Consider the following 16,651-nt stretch of genomic DNA (forward strand, 5'->3'; position numbering starts at 1 on the left):
CCTACTCCGCCGGCAGCGCCGCCCGGATCTTCTCGGCGGTGGTCGCCGGTTCGTACCCCTCGGGGACGCCGTCGATCAGGATGATGTCGCCCTTGATGTGCCGGGAGCGCAGCGGGGCGATCTCCTGGTACTCGGGCGAGTCCCACCAGGCCCGCGCCTCGGCGGCCCCCGGGAAACCGATCATCACCACGTCCCCGGGCCAGCCGCCCTCCAGCACCTGCGGCGGCGTACCCCCGTGCACCAGGAACCGGCCGCCGTACGGCTCGAAGGTGCCGGTGATGCGCTCGATGTACTCGGCGATCTCCGGGTGCGGGGCGGCCTCACGCAGATGAGCGATGACGTAGGCGGTCATGATGTCCTTCCGGTCGGTCGGGCTCCGTACGCCGCCGATCGTGACATGCCGACGGGGCCCGGGCGATTACCTGTCGGGTAAGCGCCGGGCGCCCGGACGTAGGGCGGCAGCACCATTCGCGGGCCGCCGGCAGCAGAGCTAATGTGGGCTCATAGGCATTGTGACGCTCCGCTGTCCGTTGAGTGCCCCACTCCAAGAGCGACTGGCACAGTCTCAGCGAAGTGGCCACTGGACCGCACCCTATTGATCCGATTTCACGCCTCCCAAGTTTCACCATGCTCGGCGCTCGACGGAGGAGACGAAATGGGCGAATTCAGGGACATCATGGGGAACAGGGACTTCACGTTCCAGGAAAGCGCGGAAACGAAGGAGCTGGCAATCCGCGGCAATTCGGAAGTAGGTCTGCGGATGTTCGTGAGGTCCTCCCCGGATCCGGCCGGGGACATCACCGTGACGCTGAACGGCCTGGGTACGACAAAGGCTCCCGTGACGCTGGCGGCGGACTCGGAATTTCATATGGCCTCATGGACCGGACTACGCCCAGGCCACTACAAGGCGACCCTGAGGTGCACTCAGCCACTCAACGGCCGCCAAAAGACCGGCACCTACGCGTTCGCCACCGACGCGTCCGAATTCGAAGCGGACCAGTAGCAACCACAGGACGGCATTCCAGGCGGGGAGGGCATCGCCCCTGGATTGCCGTCCCACGGCCGAGGACAACCGACAACGACAGACGAAAACGGCTGGACCGCTGGTCGGATGCCGGTCAGGCTCCGGTGACCGAGGTCAGGTACGCGGCCGTCTTCTCCGGCTCGTAGAAGAAGTTCTCGAAGTCGGACGGGTCGTTGAACGCGTTGGCGAAACGGTCGGCCACCGGCTGGAGCCGGCCTGCCGCGCCGATCAGGTTCAGGACGTGCTCCGGCGGCGGGGCCAGCATCGCGTTGGTCCACTTGGTGACGTGCTGGGCGGTGGCCCAGTAGCGGTCGAAGGTGGCCTGCATCCACTCCTCGTCGAACGGCTTGTCGCCCTGTTCGAGGATGGACGCGAGGTAGGCGGCCGCGCACTTGGACGCCGAGTTGGAACCCTGGCCGGTGATCGGGTCGTTGGCGACGACCACGTCGGCCACGCCGAGGACCAGGCCGCCGCCGGGGAGGCGGCCGATCGGGTTGCGGACGGTCGGGGCGTACCGCCCGGCCAGCGTGCCGCCCGCGTCGGTCAGCTCGACCTTGGTGGCCCGGGCGTACTCCCAGGGCGTGAACTTCTCCATGAGTTCCAGGGTCAGGGAGAGGTGTTCCGCCGGGTCCTTGACGCCCTTGAAGGCGTCCAGCGGGCCGCCGGGTATGCCCTCCCAGAACAGGATGTCGGCGCGGCCGGAGGTGGTGAGCGTCGGCATCACGAACAGCTCGCCGACGCCGGGCACCAGGTTGCAGCGGACCGCGTCGAACTCCGGGTGCTCCGGGCGCGGGCCGAGGCCGTGGACGTACGCCACCGCGAGGGCGCGCTGCGGCTCGCTGTACGGGGAGCGCTCGGCGTCGCGGCCGAACATCTGCACGAGCTCGCCCTTGCCGGCCGCGACCAGCACCAGGTCGTACGCGCGGGAGAAGTAGTCGAGGTCGCCGACGGCCGCGCCGTGGATGACCAGCTGGCCGCCGCGCTGGGCGAAGGTCTCCATCCAGCCGGCCATCTTCACCCGCTGGTCGACCGACTGCGCGAACCCGTCGAGCCTGCCCACCCAGTCGATCGCCCGCTGCGTCGGTCCCGGGTCGTGCGAGCCGGGCGCCGCCACCGAGACGCCGAGTCCTTCGATCTTCGGGGCCTGGGACTCCCAGAAGTTCAGCTGGAGCTCGCGCTCGTGCTGGAGTGCCGTGTGGAACATGCACTGCGTCGACATGACCCGGCCGGAACGGATCTCGTCCGCCGTCCGGTTGGACATCAGGGTGACCTCGTACCCGTGCGACTGGAGGCCGAGGGCGAGCTGGAGTCCGGACTGGCCGGCTCCGACGACGAGTATCTTCCGCATGCGGTTGCTGTCTCCTAGTCGGGACTACTCGGGGGTTTCGTCGAGCGCGTGGCCGACGAGGGCCAGGAGGGTCTCTATCGCCGAGATCCGGCGCCGCGCGTCCATGATCATGACAGGTATGTGCGCGGGAATCGTGAGGGCTTCGCGGACGTCCTCGGGATCGAACAGCTCGCTGCCGTCGAAGTGGTTCACCGCCACCACGTACGGCAGCCCGCAGCTCTCGAAGTAGTCGAGCGCCGGGAAACAGTCCTTCAGACGGCGGGTGTCCGCCATCACGACCGCCCCGATCGCGCCGCGCACCAGGTCGTCCCACATGAACCAGAACCGCTGCTGGCCCGGCGTGCCGAACAGGTAGAGCACCAGGTCGTCGTCGAGCGTGATGCGGCCGAAGTCCATGGCCACGGTGGTGGTCAGCTTGCCGGGCGTGGCGGTGAGGTCGTCGGTCTCCTCGCTCGCCTCGGTCATCAGGGCCTCGGTCTGCAGCGGAGTGATCTCCGAGACGGAGGTGACCAGCGTGGTCTTGCCGACGCCGAAGCCGCCCGCCACCACGATCTTCGTGGCGATGGGCGCACGGGTGCGGTCCGTCTGCCAGGGTTGTTCGGGCCCCTCTTCGTCGAGGAGCGGGGAGACGCCATGAGCGGCGTCAGAGACGACGGAGTCCACTCAGCACCCTTTCCAGCAGCGCTCGGTTCGGGCGGCCCGTGCCGTGCCCGGTACCGGTTCCGTACACCCGGATCTTTCCCTGGTCCGCGAGGTCGCTGAGGAGCACGCGGACCACGCCGAGCGGCATCTTCAGCAGCGCGGCGATCTCGGCCACCGTGCGCATCCGGCGGCACAGTTCGACGATGGCCCGCATCTCCGGCATGACCCGGGTGGTGAGGGAACCGTTCGTCAGTTCCCTGCGCTCCTCGGCGGCCTCCAGCGCGGCCGTGGAGGCCACGAACGTCTCGACCAGCAGGACGTGCCCGAAGCGGGTACGGCCGCCGGTGAGCGAGTAGGGACGGACGCGGGCGGGCTTGCGGTCACCGCCGCGGACCGGCAGATGCGGCTTGGAGTTGGCACTCATCGCGTACTCCCCGTCGACTCGGACTCCAGGGATTTCCGTAGCTCGCTGCGCAGTTCGGGCGTCAGGACATGACCGGCGCGGCCGACGAAGAGCGCCATGTGGTACGCCACCACGCTCATGTCGCAGTCCGCGGAGCCGTGCACGCCCAGCAGCGAGCCGTCGCTGATCGACATCACGAACAGGCTGCCCTCGTCCATCGCGACCATGGTGTGCTTCACCCCGCCGAAGTCCAGCAGGCGGGAGGCGCCCACGGTGAGGCTGCCGATACCGGAGACGATGGTGGCCAGGTCGGCGGAGGAGCCGCGCGGGCCGGCGGGGCGGCCGTCGCGGGGGGTGCGGGCGGCCTCGTTGCGACCGGGGTCGGAGGAGAGCAGCAGCAGTCCGTCGGAGGAGACCACCGCGACGGAGAGGATGCCGGGCACCTCCTCGACGAGGTTGGTCAGCAGCCAGTGCAGATTGCGGGCCTCACTGCTCAGTCCGAAGGTACTGGGCGCGGTCAACTGCTTGCCTCCTCGACTGTGCCCCCCGTGGCTTCTTCGGCTTGTACGTGTCCTGCGCTCGTGCGGTCGTGCGGTGCGGGTACGTCCGTCGTCCTGGTCTGGGCGGTCTGCTCGGCGATCTCCGCCTGTACGTCGCGATGACCGGCCTCCGCCCCCCGGCGGAAGCCACCCAGCCGGCGGCGCAGCGCCTCGGCGTCGACGCCCCCGGAACGCTGCCGGGGCGCCGTCGCGGGCGCGGTGATCTTCGGTGTGCGCTTGGGCAGCCCCTTGTCGGTGAGGGGCTCCTCACCCTCGTCGGGGGTGCGGTCGTGGGCGTCGGGCCCGATGGCGTACGGGTCTGCGGCGGCCTCCGGCTCCGGCTCCGGGCGTGCGGGAGCGGACGCCTCGTCCGCGGGTTCCGCCTGCGCGGGCAGCTTCGCCACCGGCTCCGCGTCCGGCTCCGGCCGCGTGGGCTCCGGGATCAGCAGCTCGAGCGTCATCTCGGAAGGGGTCTCCGACGGGGACGGCAGGTCGGAGGCGGGGTCGGTGTCGGTGTCGGTGTCGGCGGTGGCCTCGGAGTCGGCCGCGGGCTCCGCGCCGGCGGTGGTCTCCGCGTCAGCGGTGGGCTCGGGCTTCGGGGTCGGTCGTACGTCCGGGTCCGGCCGTACGTCGGAGTCGGGCCGGGCGTGGGATTCGGTCCCGGCGTGGGACTCCGGCCGCGCCTCCGAGCCGGACTGTGTGCCGGACTCCGCGTCCCGCTCCGCCCGCTCGGCGTCCGGTGCGGTCTCCTGCTCCCGTACGGTCTGCTCGGCGAGGGCGACGAGCGGGTCGCCGGTCTTCGCGCGGCCGCGCAGGACGTTGGAGTTGGCCTCGGCGTCGGCGCCGGGGAGCGAGAAGGTGTGGGTGCCGTCCGGGGACGGCGAGGCGCCCGGCACGGCGGCCGGAGCGGCGTCGGCGAGCAGCGACTGCGGCAGCACCACGACCGCCGCGACGCCGCCCTGCTTCTGCTCGCGCAGCTGCACCCGCACCCCGAGCCGGTGGGCGAGCCGGGCCACGACGTACAGGCCGAGCCCGAGGCCCTCCTCGCCCTCCTGGTCGTAGGGGGCGTCGGCGTCGAAGTCGGCGAGGCGGGCGTTGAGCCGCTCCATCCGCTCCTCGGTCATGCCGATGCCCTCGTCCTGGACGGAGAGCATGACCTCGCCGTTCTCCAGGAGCCAGCCGGAGACCTCGACGGGCAGGTCGGGCGGGGTGAACGAGGTGGCGTTCTCCATCAGCTCGGCGAGCAGGTGGGATAGGTCGTCCGCGGCGAACCCGGCGATGTGCGCGTGCGGCGGCAGCGCGGAGATCCGCATCCGCTCGTAGCGCTCGATCTCGCTGACCGCCGCCCGGACGACGTCGACCAGCGGGACGGGGCCGGGGTGCTGCTGGACGTGCTCGGTGCCGGCGAGGACCAGCAGGTTCTCGCTGTGCCGGCGCATCACGGTGGCGAAGTGGTCGAGCTTGAAGAGGGTGGCGAGCCGGTCCGGGTCCTGCTCGCGGTCCTCCAGCTGTTCGATGACGGCGAGCTGCCGTTCGACCAGGCCGAGCGTGCGCAGGGCCAGGTTGACGAACGTGCCGCCGATGCTGGTGCGCACCCGCTCCAGCCGGGCGGTGGACTCCTCCAGTTCCGCGCGCAGCTGCTCCCGGGCGTCGGCCATCTTCTGCCGCTGCCCGACCAGGTGCTTGCGGTCGGTCTCCAGGGTGGCGAGCCGCTCGTGAAGGGCGACCGCCTGGGCGTGGAGGGTGTTGACGGAGCGTACGACGCGGGCGAACTCGTCGTTGCGGCCGGTGAACTTGACCGGCTCCTCGGCGGAGGGGTCGGCGGCCTCGGCGAGGCGGGCGGAGCCGATGCGCAGCACGGCGAGCGGGCGGGTGAGGCTGCGCGCCATGGCGGTGGCGATGCCGACGGCGAGCAGCATGAGCGCGCCGAGGATCGCGATGCGGATCTCCAGCTCGGTGACGTCGTCGTCGCGCAGCCGCTCCAGGTCCTTGGTGCGGCGGTCGTAGAGCGCGGACTCGATGCCGCGCATCGCCTCGACGCGGGCGGAGAGCGCGGCGTTCAGCTTCTTCGGGTCGGTGGTGAGTTCACCGTCGGCGAGGGTGGGCTGGTCGGTGAGGCTCGCCAGGTACTTCTCGGCGGAGTTGACCTCGGGGCCGGTGACCGTGGAGTCGTAGGAGCCGCGGGCGGTCTTGGTTGCGGTGTCCCGGAAGTCCTCCAGGGCCGCGTCGGAGCGCAGCCGGGCCTGCTGGGCGGCGGCGGTGAGGGCGGCACGCTGCCGGGTGTCGGACTCGGAGGAGGTCGGCTTGGTGGCGGGCAGGCCGGTGACGGGGTCGATGACCGTCTGGGTGCTGCTCGGGACGCTGAGCGCGGCGAGCAGCAGGCCGCGGGTGGCGGCGGCCTGCTGGACCGCGGAGTCGAGTTCGGCGAGGGCGTAGGCGCCGGAGCCCGCGCGGGGCGGGAGCTGTTCGGCCAGCTCCTCGGCGAGCCGGTGGAGTTCGGTGATGGCGTCGGAGTAGGCCCGGTGCGCTTCGAGAGCGGTGCTCTTCCCGGTGAGCGCCGCCCTGCGGACGGCCGCGATGCCGTCGAGGTCCTTCAGCAGGGACGCCGGGGTGTCGGTGTCGCCGCGCAGCTCCTCGACCTGCCGGTCGACCCGGGCGCTGTGCTGTTCCGAGGGCGCCTTGGACTTGGGGCGGCCGGCCGCGATGTACGGCGTCACCTCGTCGCGTTCGTCGGCGAGCGCGTGCGCGAGGGCGAGGGCGTCCTGGGTCTGCCCGGCGAGGGTCACCAGGTCCTGGGTGTCGCTCGCCTGCCCGGCGGCGGCGAGCACGGACGGGGCTCCCGCGCCGGCGATCGCGGCGGCCACCACGGCGACGGCCACGATGAGGCGGTTGCGTACGTGGGTGGGGCGGCCCTTTCCGACGGGGGTTTGCTCCGCTGCCCCCTCGGGGGCCGTCTGCCTGCCTGTGCGCCGAGGCCGCTTCTTCTGCACCGGTGCTCGCATTCCTGACTCGTGTACCCGTGGACCCGGGTGACGCACCGTCAACTGGCACGTACTCCCGGTACAGTTCCCGACCCTCCCAGTGCCGGTGGGCAGGGGTCGCGCATCGCCCGACCCGCCACCCGAAGGAGTGAACCCCGGACCGGAGTTGGCGGGCAAGTTGCTCCGGTCCGTGCGACGGCCTTGCGCGGCGGGCCGGTTGGACGTCTGCGGCAGGCTTTGACAGTATTCGCCGCCACGTCTTCCCGGACCGCGCCAATCCACCCCAAACCCGGCTCCTGACCTGCGACGGTTCGACGATCGGGCAACCGATGCCGGGCTTTCGCGAAGCTTGTGAAGGGGTCGTGCAGACTGACTGGATGCGTACGGAACTTGTGTCGGTGCCCGGCGATCACGCCCGCCCCAACGAGGACTTCGCCAGTGTCGGAGTTCCCGCTTCCGGACAGGGCGGTTGTCTGGTCGTCCTGGATGGGGTGACGCCGCCCAGAGGCGGAACCGGATGCCTGCATTCCGTCCCTTGGTACACAACACGACTTGGCGGGGCGCTGACCGAACTGACCGTTTCACTACCGGATGTTCCGCTGCCGGACGCGCTGTCCCTCGCGATCGCGCGTACCTCCGAGACCCACGCCGAAACCTGTGACCTTTCTCACCCGCGTACCCCACAGGCAACCGTGGTTCTCGTCCGCTGGACCGAGGAGACCGTCGACTACCTGGTCCTGTCCGACTCCGCCCTCCTCCTGGAGTCCCCCGGTGGCGCGATCTCCCCCGTTCTCGACGACCGCCTCGCCCGCCTCCCCCGCGAGGCCCTCACCTCCGACGCCGCCGTCGACGCCACCCTGCGCAACAAGGAGGGCGGCTTCTTCACCGCCGCGGCGGACCCCGCGGTCGCCGCCCGCGCGGTCACCGGGTCCGTGCCCCGCGATCGGGTCGTCTCCCTCACCGCCCTCACCGACGGCGCCACCCGCTGGACGGAGAAGTTCCGGGAAGGCGACTGGGCCGACCTGCACACCGCCGTCCGCAAGAACGGTTGCCGGTGGCTGGTCGACCGCGTACGCGCCCTGGAGGAGGCGGACCGGGAGCGGCGGGCCCACCTGGGCCGCGGCAAGACGCACGACGACGCGACGGTGGTGTTGGTGGAGTTCTGAGGCAGAGGTGCTCGTGGAGTTCCGAGGCGGGGGTGCTCTGGGGTTCTGATGCGGGGTGTTCTTGGAGCAGCCGGGGGTCGGGGCGGCGGGGCCCGGGCTCAGAACGGAGGCTCGTAGCCCTCGCGGGGGCGGGCGGCCTCCCGTCGCCGTATCGCCTCCTCGCGCTGGGCGGAGATGGCGGGCATGGCGGCGACGGCCTCGGCGGGCCGGCCCTGCCCGATCAGGAGCTCCGCCAGCTGCCAGAGCGACCCGGACTCCGCGGTGCGGAGCAGGTCGGCGGCCTCCTCCACCCGGCCGTCCTGCTCCAGCAGCCAGGCGACGACCGACGCCTGGCCGGCGTACTCGTCCGCCGGCAGCGCGGCGGCTTCCGCCAGGGCCTCCCGGAGCCGTCCCGCCTCCCCCAGCAGGCGCAGCCGGGTGGGCCGGACCCACCAGGAGTGCTCCTCGACGTACTTCTCACCGAGCCCGTCGAGGAGTTCCAGCGCCCGTTCCGGCCGTCCGTCCTCGATCAGCAGGCTCACGATCCATTCGAGGTGGTTGCCGCAGTCGAAGTACTCGAAGGTGGGCCGTCCCACCTCGACGGCGTCGTCGATCCGGCCCTGCCGGCCGAGCAGGTCCACGAGGGCGCCGCGGTGGCCGGGGTGGTCGGTGGCGTCGATGAACTCGCGCAGGACGGCCTCGGCCTCGTCCGCCCGCCCGAGGTCTTCCAGCGCCTTCGCGTAGTGGCCGAGGGCTGTGGTCGCGTGCTCGCCGGTACCGAGGGCGCGCAGTTCCTCGATCCGGCCATGCCGGGCGAGCAGTTCGGCGTACGCGGTGAGCGTGTTCTGGACGAGGTAGCGCCGCGCGGCGACATCCTCCCCGAGGATCCGGATCGCCTCGTCGGCACGGCCGGCGCGTTCCAGCACCCGGGCCTGCAGCGCCTGCGCCTCCCAGGCGGGGTCGTGGCACCGCCCTTCGGCCCGCGCCCGCCTCACCCGCTCCGCCAGTGGGGCGATCAGTTCCAGGAGGCGCTCGTCACGTCCTTGCCCCTCGGTCATCTCGACCAGTGACGACAGCAGCCACGACTCCTCGACGTGCGGCGCGAGCACGTCGATCGCCTCGTCCACCCGCCCGGCTCTGACCAGCAGCTCGGCGAAGTCCCGGCAGACCCGCCCCGACTGCCGCCCCTCCTCGTCCGGGCGCACCAGCTCCAGCGCCTCGTCCACCCGCCCCCACTGGAGCAGGACCTCGGCGCGCAACCACACCGCCTCCCGCCAGCCCACCGCGACGAACGGCTCCAGGACGGCCCAGGCCCGCTCGAACTCCCCCGCCCGGCACAGTTCCCGCACCGCGGCCTCGGCGCAGAACCACTCACCACGCTCCCGCGCGGCCTCGATCACCAGATCGAGATGCCCGCCTTCGAGCAGCAGTCTCACCGTCCTCGGAGGGAGGCCGCCGTAGTTGGAGAACTGCCATTCGAGGTCGTCCAGCTTCATGTCCGGATCATAGGGACGCCCACTGACAACGCCTCCTTCCGTTGATCGCTCAGAGCGAACAGCGGCCGGGGAACAATCAAGCTCTCCCAAGCATTGAGTCGGCATAGCTCAACTCATTGAGTCCTCATAACTCAACTTGACTGCCGAAGGGGAGATCATGGCTGCTGAGTCCACGGCGTTCACACCGCTCACCCTGCCTGTGCTGCCGCTCGACGACGAGGTCGTGCTGCCCGGGATGGTGGTACCGCTGGACCTCAATGACACCGATGTACGGGCCGCGGTGGAGGCCGCCCAGGCCGCCGCGCGGGCGGAACCGGGCAAGCCCAAGGTGCTCCTCGTGCCCCGCATCGACGGGACCTACGCGAGCACGGGCGTCCTCGGCACCGTCGAGCAGGTCGGCCGGCTGGCCGACGGCGACCCGGGCGCCCTGATCCGCGGGCGCGGGCGGGTGCGGATCGGCGCCGGGACGACCGGGCCGGGCGCCGCGCTGTGGGTCGAGGGGACGCGGATCGACGAGAGCGTGCCCGAGCCGCTGCCGGGGCACGTCACCGACCTGGTCAAGGAGTACAAGGCCCTCGCCACCGCCTGGCTGAAGAAGCGCGGCGCCTGGCAGGTGGTCGACCGGGTCCAGGCCATCGACGACGTCTCCGCGCTCGCCGACAACTCCGGGTACTCCCCGTTCCTCACCACCGAGCAGAAGGTCGAGCTGCTGGAGACCGCCGACCCGGTCACCCGCCTGAAGCTCGCCACCCAGCAGCTGCGCGACCACCTCGCCGAGCAGGACGTCGCCGAGACCATCGCCAAGGACGTCCAGGAAGGCGTCGACAAGCAGCAGCGCGAGTTCCTGCTGCGCCGTCAGCTGGAGGCCGTCCGCAAGGAGCTGCGCGAGCTGAACGGCGAGACGGAGGGCGAGGAGTCCGACGACTACCGCGCCCGCGTCGAGGCCGCCGACCTGCCGGAGAAGGTGCGCGAGGCCGCCCTCAAGGAGGTCGACAAGCTGGAGCGGGCGAGCGACCAGTCGCCCGAGGGCTCCTGGATCCGCACCTGGCTGGACACCGTCCTCGAACTGCCGTGGAACGAACGGACCGAGGACGCCTACGACATCCAGGGCGCCAAGGCCGTCCTCGACGCCGAACACGCCGGCCTGGAGGACGTCAAGGAGCGCATCACCGAGTACCTCGCGGTGCGCAAGCGCCGCAGCGACCGAGGCCTCGGCGTCGTCGGCGGGCGGCGCGGCGGTGCCGTGCTGGCCCTGGTCGGCCCGCCCGGCGTCGGCAAGACCAGCCTCGGCGAGTCCGTCGCCCACGCCATGGGCCGCAAGTTCGTCCGGGTCGCCCTCGGCGGCGTCCGCGACGAGGCGGAGATCCGCGGCCACCGCCGTACGTACGTCGGCGCCCTGCCCGGCCGGATCGTGCGGGCCGTCAAGGAGGCCGGGTCGATGAACCCGGTGGTGCTCCTGGACGAGATCGACAAGGTGGGCTCCGACTTCCGCGGCGACCCGGCCGCGGCGCTCCTCGAAGTCCTCGACCCCGCGCAGAACCACACCTTCCGCGACCACTACCTGGAGGTCGAACTCGACCTGTCGGACGTCGTCTTCCTGGCCACGGCCAACGTCCTGGAGGCCATCCCCGAGGCGCTGCTCGACCGGATGGAGCTGGTCCGGCTCGACGGCTACACCGAGGACGAGAAGGTCGTCATCGCCCGCGACCACCTGGTCCCGCGCCAGCTGGAGCGCACCGGGCTCGGCGCGGACGAGGTGACCATCGACGAGAGCGCGCTGCGCAAGCTCGCCGGCGAGTACACGCGCGAAGCGGGGGTGCGTACCCTGGAGCGGTCGGTCGCGCGGCTGCTGCGCAAGGTCGCCGCCCAGCACGAACTGGGCGAGCGGGAGCTTCCGTTCACCATCACGGACGCGGACCTGCGCGATCTGATCGGCCGCCCGCACCACGTGCCCGAGTCCGCCCAGGACCCGGCGGAGCGGCGCACCTCCGTGCCGGGCGTGGCCACCGGCCTGGCGGTGACGGGCGCCGGCGGCGACGTGCTCTACGTGGAGGCGTCGCTGGCCGACCCGGAGACGGGCGCGGCGGGCCTGACCCTCACCGGCCAGCTGGGCGACGTGATGAAGGAGAGCGCGCAGATCGCCCTGTCCTTCCTCCGCTCCCACGGCGCCGAGCTGGAACTCCCGGTCGCCGACCTGAAGGACCGCGGCGTGCACATCCACTTCCCGGCGGGCGCCGTTCCGAAGGACGGCCCCAGCGCCGGCATCACGATGACGACCGCCCTGGCGTCCCTCCTGTCGGGCCGCCTGGTCCGCACGGACGTGGCCATGACCGGCGAGGTCTCCCTGACCGGCCGCGTCCTGCCCATCGGCGGCGTGAAGCAGAAGCTGCTCGCCGCGCACCGCGCGGGCGTCACCACGGTGATCATCCCGAAGCGCAACGAGCCCGACCTCGACGACGTGCCCGCCGAGGTCCTGGACAAGCTCGACGTCCACACCGTCACCGACGTCCGCCAGGTCCTGGACCTGGCCCTCGCCCCCGCGACGAACACCGCGGAGCCCAGGGTCCCGGCGGCGGCGTGACGGACGCCTCCGGATGAACGAAGGCCCGGGTCCCGTGAGGGAGGCCCGGGCCTTCGCCGTACGACGGGGATCAGCCGTTGGCCAGGGCCTGCACCCGGTCCAGCGCCCCGTTGAACCAGTCGTGGTCACCCACGGTCGGACCGGTGGAGGTGTACTGCCACATCGTGTAGTACGCCCATCCCGCCGGCAGCTCCCCCACCGTCGACGCGTACCGCGCGATCCACAGCGGGTTGTACTGGGCGAAGCCCGCGTAGTTGCCGGTGCACTGCTTCCACCAGCTGGTGGCGGTGTAGATGACGGCGTCGCGGCCGGTGCGGGCCTTGTAGGTGTTCAGGAAGTCGCGGATCCAGGAGACCATCGCGGTCTGGGACTTGCCGTAGCAGGCGGCGCCGTAGGGGTTCCACTCGATGTCGAGGGCACCGGGGAGCGTCCTGCCGTCGCGGGACCAGCCGCCGCCGTTGTCGACGAAGTAGTTGGCCTGGGCGGCGCCGCTGGTGGTGTCCGGGGTGGCGAAGTGGTACGAGCCGCGGATCATGCCCACGTTGTACGAGCCGTTGTACTGCTGCGCGAAGTACGGGTTCTTGTAGTACGTGCCTTCCGTGGCCTTCACGTAGGCCCACTTCACGCCGCTGTTCCAGAGCGTCGTCCAGGCGACGTTGCCCTGGTGGCCGCTGACGTCCACGCCTTCGGTCTGGGTGGCGTCACCGGGCGTGGGAGTGCCGTGCACGCCGTCGTGGGCCGGTACGCCCATGCCCATGTAGGCGGTGCCCCGGGTGGGCACGTCGGCGGCGGACGCGGGGAGGGTGAGGAGGAGGGAGAAGGCGGCGAGCAGGGTCCCTGCGACGGTCAGGCGGCGTCGGCGTCGGGTCGTTCGGGATCTGTGCACGGGCATGACGTGCCTCCGAAGACTGAAGACTCGATGGTGCTCGGTGGGGGGAACACGGTGAGCGGGTGCCGGCGGGTTCGCCTACTGGCGTGAACATGCCAGTAGTTGCCTGGTGAAGAAGCTACGCACGTAGAAGTGCGGGAGGGAAGAGGGCCCGGTTGCCGCCGTTGGTCTAAGCCTGCGAAATACTGGCGGAGCTGCGGCGATGACGGTCTTTGGCAGGAACTTTCACGAGCGGGAAACCGGATCAGGGGTGCTGACGTGCACGAGGACGCAAACGGCGGCGGACACAGAGGCGAATCCGAGGCGTCGCCGACTGGTGTGGACCAGGAGTACCTCTCGCTGGAACGCGAGTTGACGGTCCTGCTGCGCCGGGCCCGCGCCAACCAGGGCGAGATGGCCCGCCAGGTCCACCCCGACCTGGAGTCGGCGGCGTACGGCCTGCTGGTCCGGCTGGACGAGTGCGGCCGGCAGCGGGCCACCGAACTGGCCGCCTACATCGGCGTCGGCAAGGCCACCATGTCGCGCCAGCTGCGCGCGCTGGAGGACCTGGGCCTGGTGGCCCGCGAGCCGGACCCCGCCGACGGCCGCGCCTGGCTCGTCCAGCTCACGGAGGAGGGCCGCGGCCGGGTGCAGCGGGTCCGCGAGGCCCGGCGCGGCCGGTACGTCAGCCAGCTGGCCCACTGGGACCGCCGCGAGGTGGCCGAACTGGCCCGGTTGCTGCACCAGCTCAACCGGCAGATGGAGAAGTAGTCCAGCGCTCACCTTGCCGGGGCAAGACCTCGGTAATTCGGGGCGCGGCCCGGCGGACAGGTGCCAGGATGGTCGGATGCCCACCGCTTACGACATTCCCGAAGTACTGGACCGTCGCGAGGGCCCCTACGGCGAGGTCGTGCTGCGCCGACTCGGCGATTTGCTGCAGATCATCGCCAACGGCTGCTTCCTGATGGACACCTCCGACGGCCGTTCGGAGCGGCGGCTCGTGGACGCGGCGCTCGCCGCGCTCGACGGACGCCCGGCGCCGCGCGTGCTGATCGGCGGCCTGGGAGTCGGCTTCTCGCTCGCACACGCCGCCGCGAACGCCCGCTGGGGCCGCATCACGGTGGTGGAGCGCGAGTCCGCCGTGATCGACTGGCACCGCCGCGGCCCCCTCGCCGAGCTGTCCCGCGAGGCGCTGGCCGACCCCCGAGCCGAGGTCGTCGAAGCCGACCTGGTCCGGTTCGTCAATGAGACATCCGCCACGTACGACGCCCTGTGCCTGGACATCGACAACGGGCCCGGCTGGACCGTCACCGAGGGCAACGACGGGCTGTACGGGCCGGCCGGACTGGCAAGCTGCGCAAGGGTGTTGAGCCCCGGCGGGGTGCTGGCGGTGTGGTCCGCGCAACCGTCCCCGGATTTCGAAGAAACCTTGTGGAATGCCGGATTCCAACATGTGCGTACCGAAGAGATCCCCGTTGCCCGGGGCGTTCCGGACGTCGTGCACCTCGGCGTCCGACCTGGATAGCAAAGGCGCGGTGACTCCCCGTACTCTGCTTCCCTGACGCGGATCATTCAAGCGTCAATCGCAGTCATGCGCAGACAAGGGATCACCCCACTGATTCCGGAAAGCACACTCTTGGGGCGGGCGATGGAGCAGACACAGACCTCCCACAACGGCACGGCGACGACCACCCCGGGTGCACAGCGCCGGGTCCTTGTGGTCGAGGACGACGCGACGATCGTCGACGCCATCGCGGCCCGCCTGCGCGCCGAGGGATTCCTGGTGCAAACGGCCGGCGACGGCCCGGCGGCGGTCGACACGGCGGAGGCCTGGCAGCCCGACCTGCTGATCCTCGACATCATGCTGCCGGGCTTCGACGGTCTGGAGGTGTGCCGCCGGGTGCAGGCCCAGCGGCCCGTCCCGGTCCTGATGCTCACCGCGCGCGACGACGAGACCGACATGCTGGTCGGGCTCGGCGTGGGCGCCGACGACTACATGACCAAGCCGTTCTCCATGCGGGAGCTGGCGGCCCGGGTGCACGTGCTGCTGCGCCGGGTCGAGCGGGCCGCGCTGGCCGCCTCCACGCCGCGCAGCGGCATCCTGCGGCTCGGCGAGCTGGAGATCGACCACGCGCAGCGCCGGGTGCGGGTGAAGTCGGAGGACGTCCATCTGACGCCCACCGAGTTCGACCTGCTGGTGTGCCTGGCGAACACCCCGCGCGCGGTGCTCTCCCGCGAGCAGCTGCTCGCCGAGGTGTGGGACTGGGCGGACGCCTCCGGCACCCGCACGGTCGACAGCCACATCAAGGCGCTGCGCCGGAAGATCGGCGCCGAGCGGATCCGCACGGTGCACGGCGTGGGCTACGCCCTGGAGACGCCGACGCCATGAGCGACGGGCGGAGAGCCGCACGGAGGAGCCCCGGCGAGCCCTGGGGCGGCGTACGCCCGTTCTCGATCAAGACCAAGCTGGGGGCGCTGGTCGTCATCTCGGTGCTGATCACGACGGGCCTGTCGGTGATCGCGGTGCACACGAAGACCGAGCTCCGCTTCATCACGGTCTTCTCGATGATCGCCACGCTGCTGATCACGCAGTTCGTGGCCCACTCACTGACCGCCCCGCTGGACGAGATGAACCTGGTCGCCCGCTCCATCTCGCAGGGCGACTACACCCGCCGGGTGCGCGAGAACCGACGGGACGAGCTGGGCGACCTGGCCGGGACGATCAACGTCATGGCCGACGAGCTGGAGGCGCAGGACCGCCAGCGCAAGGAGCTGGTCGCCAACGTCTCGCACGAGCTGCGCACCCCCATCGCGGGCCTGCGCGCGGTGCTGGAGAACATCGTCGACGGCGTCACCGAGGCCGACCCCGAGACCATGCGCACGGCGCTGAAGCAGACCGAGCGGCTGGGGCGGCTGGTGGAGACGCTGCTGGACCTGTCCCGGCTGGACAACGGCGTCGTACCGCTGAAGAAGCGGCGGTTCGAGGTGTGGCCGTACCTCTCGGGCGTGCTGAAGGAGGCCAACATGGTCGCCTCGGCGCGCGCGGGCATCGCCTCCGGCTCCGGCAGCCACACCCGCACCGACGTCCATCTGCACCTCGACGTCTCCCCGCCGGAGCTGACCGCGCACGCCGACCCGGAGCGCATCCACCAGGTGGTCGCCAACCTGATCGACAACGCGGTCAAGCACAGCCCGGCGCACGGCCGGGTGACGGTGAGGGCGCGGCGCGGGGCGCAGCCGGAGTCGCTGGAGCTGGAGGTGCTGGACGAGGGGCCGGGCATCCCGCGCTCGGAGTGGCACCGGGTCTTCGAGCGGTTCAACCGGGGCGCGGTCAGCCGGCCGCACGGCCCCGGCAGCGACGGCGGCACCGGCCTGGGGCTGGCGATCGCGCGCTGGGCCGTGGATCTGCACGGCGGGCGGATCGGGGTGGCCGAATCCGAGCGAGGTTGCCGGATTCTTATCACTCTTCCGGGACTGCCATCCGTGCCAAGTTGACGTAAAGTTCGAACCGGAGCCACAAGATCCACGGGCGTCCGCGCTGGCGGACACGTGTGATCAGGCAAGGGCCCGCGCGCCGTGCGCACAGGGCCCGCGTCGGCGTACCCGTTGCGCCCCGTCACAAAC

The 16,651-nt window shown here is 71.3% G+C and carries 15 protein-coding genes; 7 read left to right on the forward strand and 8 right to left on the reverse strand.

All coding sequences use genetic code 11. The features are described 5' to 3' along the window. Position 1: 1 nt before the first annotated feature. A complete protein-coding gene (locus ACSU6L_RS12300) occupies positions 2-352 on the reverse strand; it encodes a DUF1330 domain-containing protein (protein ID WP_437056309.1) in 351 nt (116 codons plus the stop codon). A gap of 303 nt (positions 353-655) precedes the next feature. Here ACSU6L_RS12300 and ACSU6L_RS12305 point away from each other — a divergent pair, with 303 nt between their 5' ends. Next, a complete protein-coding gene (locus ACSU6L_RS12305; protein ID WP_437056311.1) occupies positions 656-1,003 on the forward strand; it encodes a hypothetical protein in 348 nt (115 codons plus the stop codon). Between the two features lie 115 nt (positions 1,004-1,118). Here ACSU6L_RS12305 and ACSU6L_RS12310 read toward each other — a convergent pair whose 3' ends face one another. From ACSU6L_RS12310 to ACSU6L_RS12330, 5 genes are read right to left on the reverse strand one after another with little or no spacing between them, the layout of a single operon-like run. After that, entirely contained in the window at positions 1,119-2,372 is a 1,254-nt protein-coding gene (locus tag ACSU6L_RS12310; RefSeq protein ID WP_073940892.1) for a styrene monooxygenase/indole monooxygenase family protein, read from the reverse strand. A 24-nt stretch (positions 2,373-2,396) separates the two neighbouring features. Further along, entirely contained in the window at positions 2,397-3,035 is a 639-nt protein-coding gene (locus ACSU6L_RS12315; RefSeq protein ID WP_073940891.1) for a GTP-binding protein, read from the reverse strand. After that, positions 3,016-3,438 (reverse strand): DUF742 domain-containing protein, encoded by a 423-nt coding sequence (locus ACSU6L_RS12320; protein WP_073940890.1) that lies wholly within the window; start codon positions 3,436-3,438, stop codon positions 3,016-3,018. The genes ACSU6L_RS12315 and ACSU6L_RS12320 overlap by 20 nt, the downstream gene beginning before the upstream one ends. Further along, a complete protein-coding gene (locus tag ACSU6L_RS12325) occupies positions 3,435-3,938 on the reverse strand; it encodes a roadblock/LC7 domain-containing protein (RefSeq protein WP_437056314.1) in 504 nt (167 codons plus the stop codon). The genes ACSU6L_RS12320 and ACSU6L_RS12325 overlap by 4 nt, the downstream gene beginning before the upstream one ends. After that, positions 3,935-6,958, reverse strand: a complete 3,024-nt coding sequence (locus ACSU6L_RS12330; RefSeq protein ID WP_437056315.1) for a nitrate- and nitrite sensing domain-containing protein — start codon at positions 6,956-6,958, stop codon at positions 3,935-3,937. The genes ACSU6L_RS12325 and ACSU6L_RS12330 overlap by 4 nt, the downstream gene beginning before the upstream one ends. A 356-nt stretch (positions 6,959-7,314) precedes the next feature. On the opposite strand from ACSU6L_RS12330, the gene ACSU6L_RS12335 reads away from it, so the two are divergent. Continuing rightward, positions 7,315-8,103 carry a hypothetical protein gene (locus tag ACSU6L_RS12335; protein WP_437056317.1) on the forward strand — a complete coding sequence of 263 codons (789 nt, stop codon included), beginning with the start codon at positions 7,315-7,317 and terminating at the stop codon, positions 8,101-8,103. A 98-nt stretch (positions 8,104-8,201) separates the two neighbouring features. On the opposite strand, the gene ACSU6L_RS12340 is transcribed toward ACSU6L_RS12335, so the two are convergent. Beyond that, positions 8,202-9,578, reverse strand: a complete 1,377-nt coding sequence (locus tag ACSU6L_RS12340; RefSeq protein ID WP_437056319.1) for a tetratricopeptide repeat protein — start codon at positions 9,576-9,578, stop codon at positions 8,202-8,204. A 157-nt stretch (positions 9,579-9,735) separates the two neighbouring features. Here ACSU6L_RS12340 and lon point away from each other — a divergent pair, with 157 nt between their 5' ends. Beyond that, complete coding sequence (gene lon / locus ACSU6L_RS12345; protein ID WP_437056321.1) at positions 9,736-12,159, forward strand: endopeptidase La; 2,424 nt, start codon at positions 9,736-9,738, stop codon at positions 12,157-12,159. A gap of 70 nt (positions 12,160-12,229) precedes the next feature. On the opposite strand, the gene ACSU6L_RS12350 is transcribed toward lon, so the two are convergent. Beyond that, the gene (locus ACSU6L_RS12350; protein ID WP_437056323.1) at positions 12,230-13,051 is read right to left on the reverse strand and encodes a lysozyme; all 822 of its coding nucleotides are present in this window, start codon (positions 13,049-13,051) and stop codon (positions 12,230-12,232) included. A gap of 255 nt (positions 13,052-13,306) precedes the next feature. Between ACSU6L_RS12350 and ACSU6L_RS12355 the strand changes: the two genes are divergently transcribed. From ACSU6L_RS12355 to ACSU6L_RS12370, 4 genes are all read left to right on the forward strand, one after another. Next, positions 13,307-13,798: a MarR family winged helix-turn-helix transcriptional regulator gene (locus ACSU6L_RS12355; RefSeq protein ID WP_437056325.1), complete on the forward strand. Its 492-nt coding sequence runs from the start codon at positions 13,307-13,309 to the stop codon at positions 13,796-13,798. Between the two features lie 76 nt (positions 13,799-13,874). After that, positions 13,875-14,552, forward strand: coding sequence for a spermidine synthase (locus ACSU6L_RS12360; protein ID WP_437056327.1), 678 nt, complete (start codon positions 13,875-13,877; stop codon positions 14,550-14,552). A gap of 123 nt (positions 14,553-14,675) precedes the next feature. After that, entirely contained in the window at positions 14,676-15,416 is a 741-nt protein-coding gene (locus ACSU6L_RS12365; RefSeq protein ID WP_073940881.1) for a response regulator transcription factor, read from the forward strand. Further along, on the forward strand, positions 15,413-16,522 hold the full coding sequence (locus tag ACSU6L_RS12370; protein WP_073940880.1) for a sensor histidine kinase: 1,110 nt from the start codon (positions 15,413-15,415) through the stop codon (positions 16,520-16,522). Before ACSU6L_RS12365 ends, ACSU6L_RS12370 begins: the two co-directional genes overlap by 4 nt. Positions 16,523-16,651 lie beyond the last annotated feature (129 nt).

The organism is Streptomyces sp. enrichment culture (assembly GCF_964272855.1).
Classification (GTDB): Bacteria; Actinomycetota; Actinomycetes; order Streptomycetales; family Streptomycetaceae; genus Streptomyces.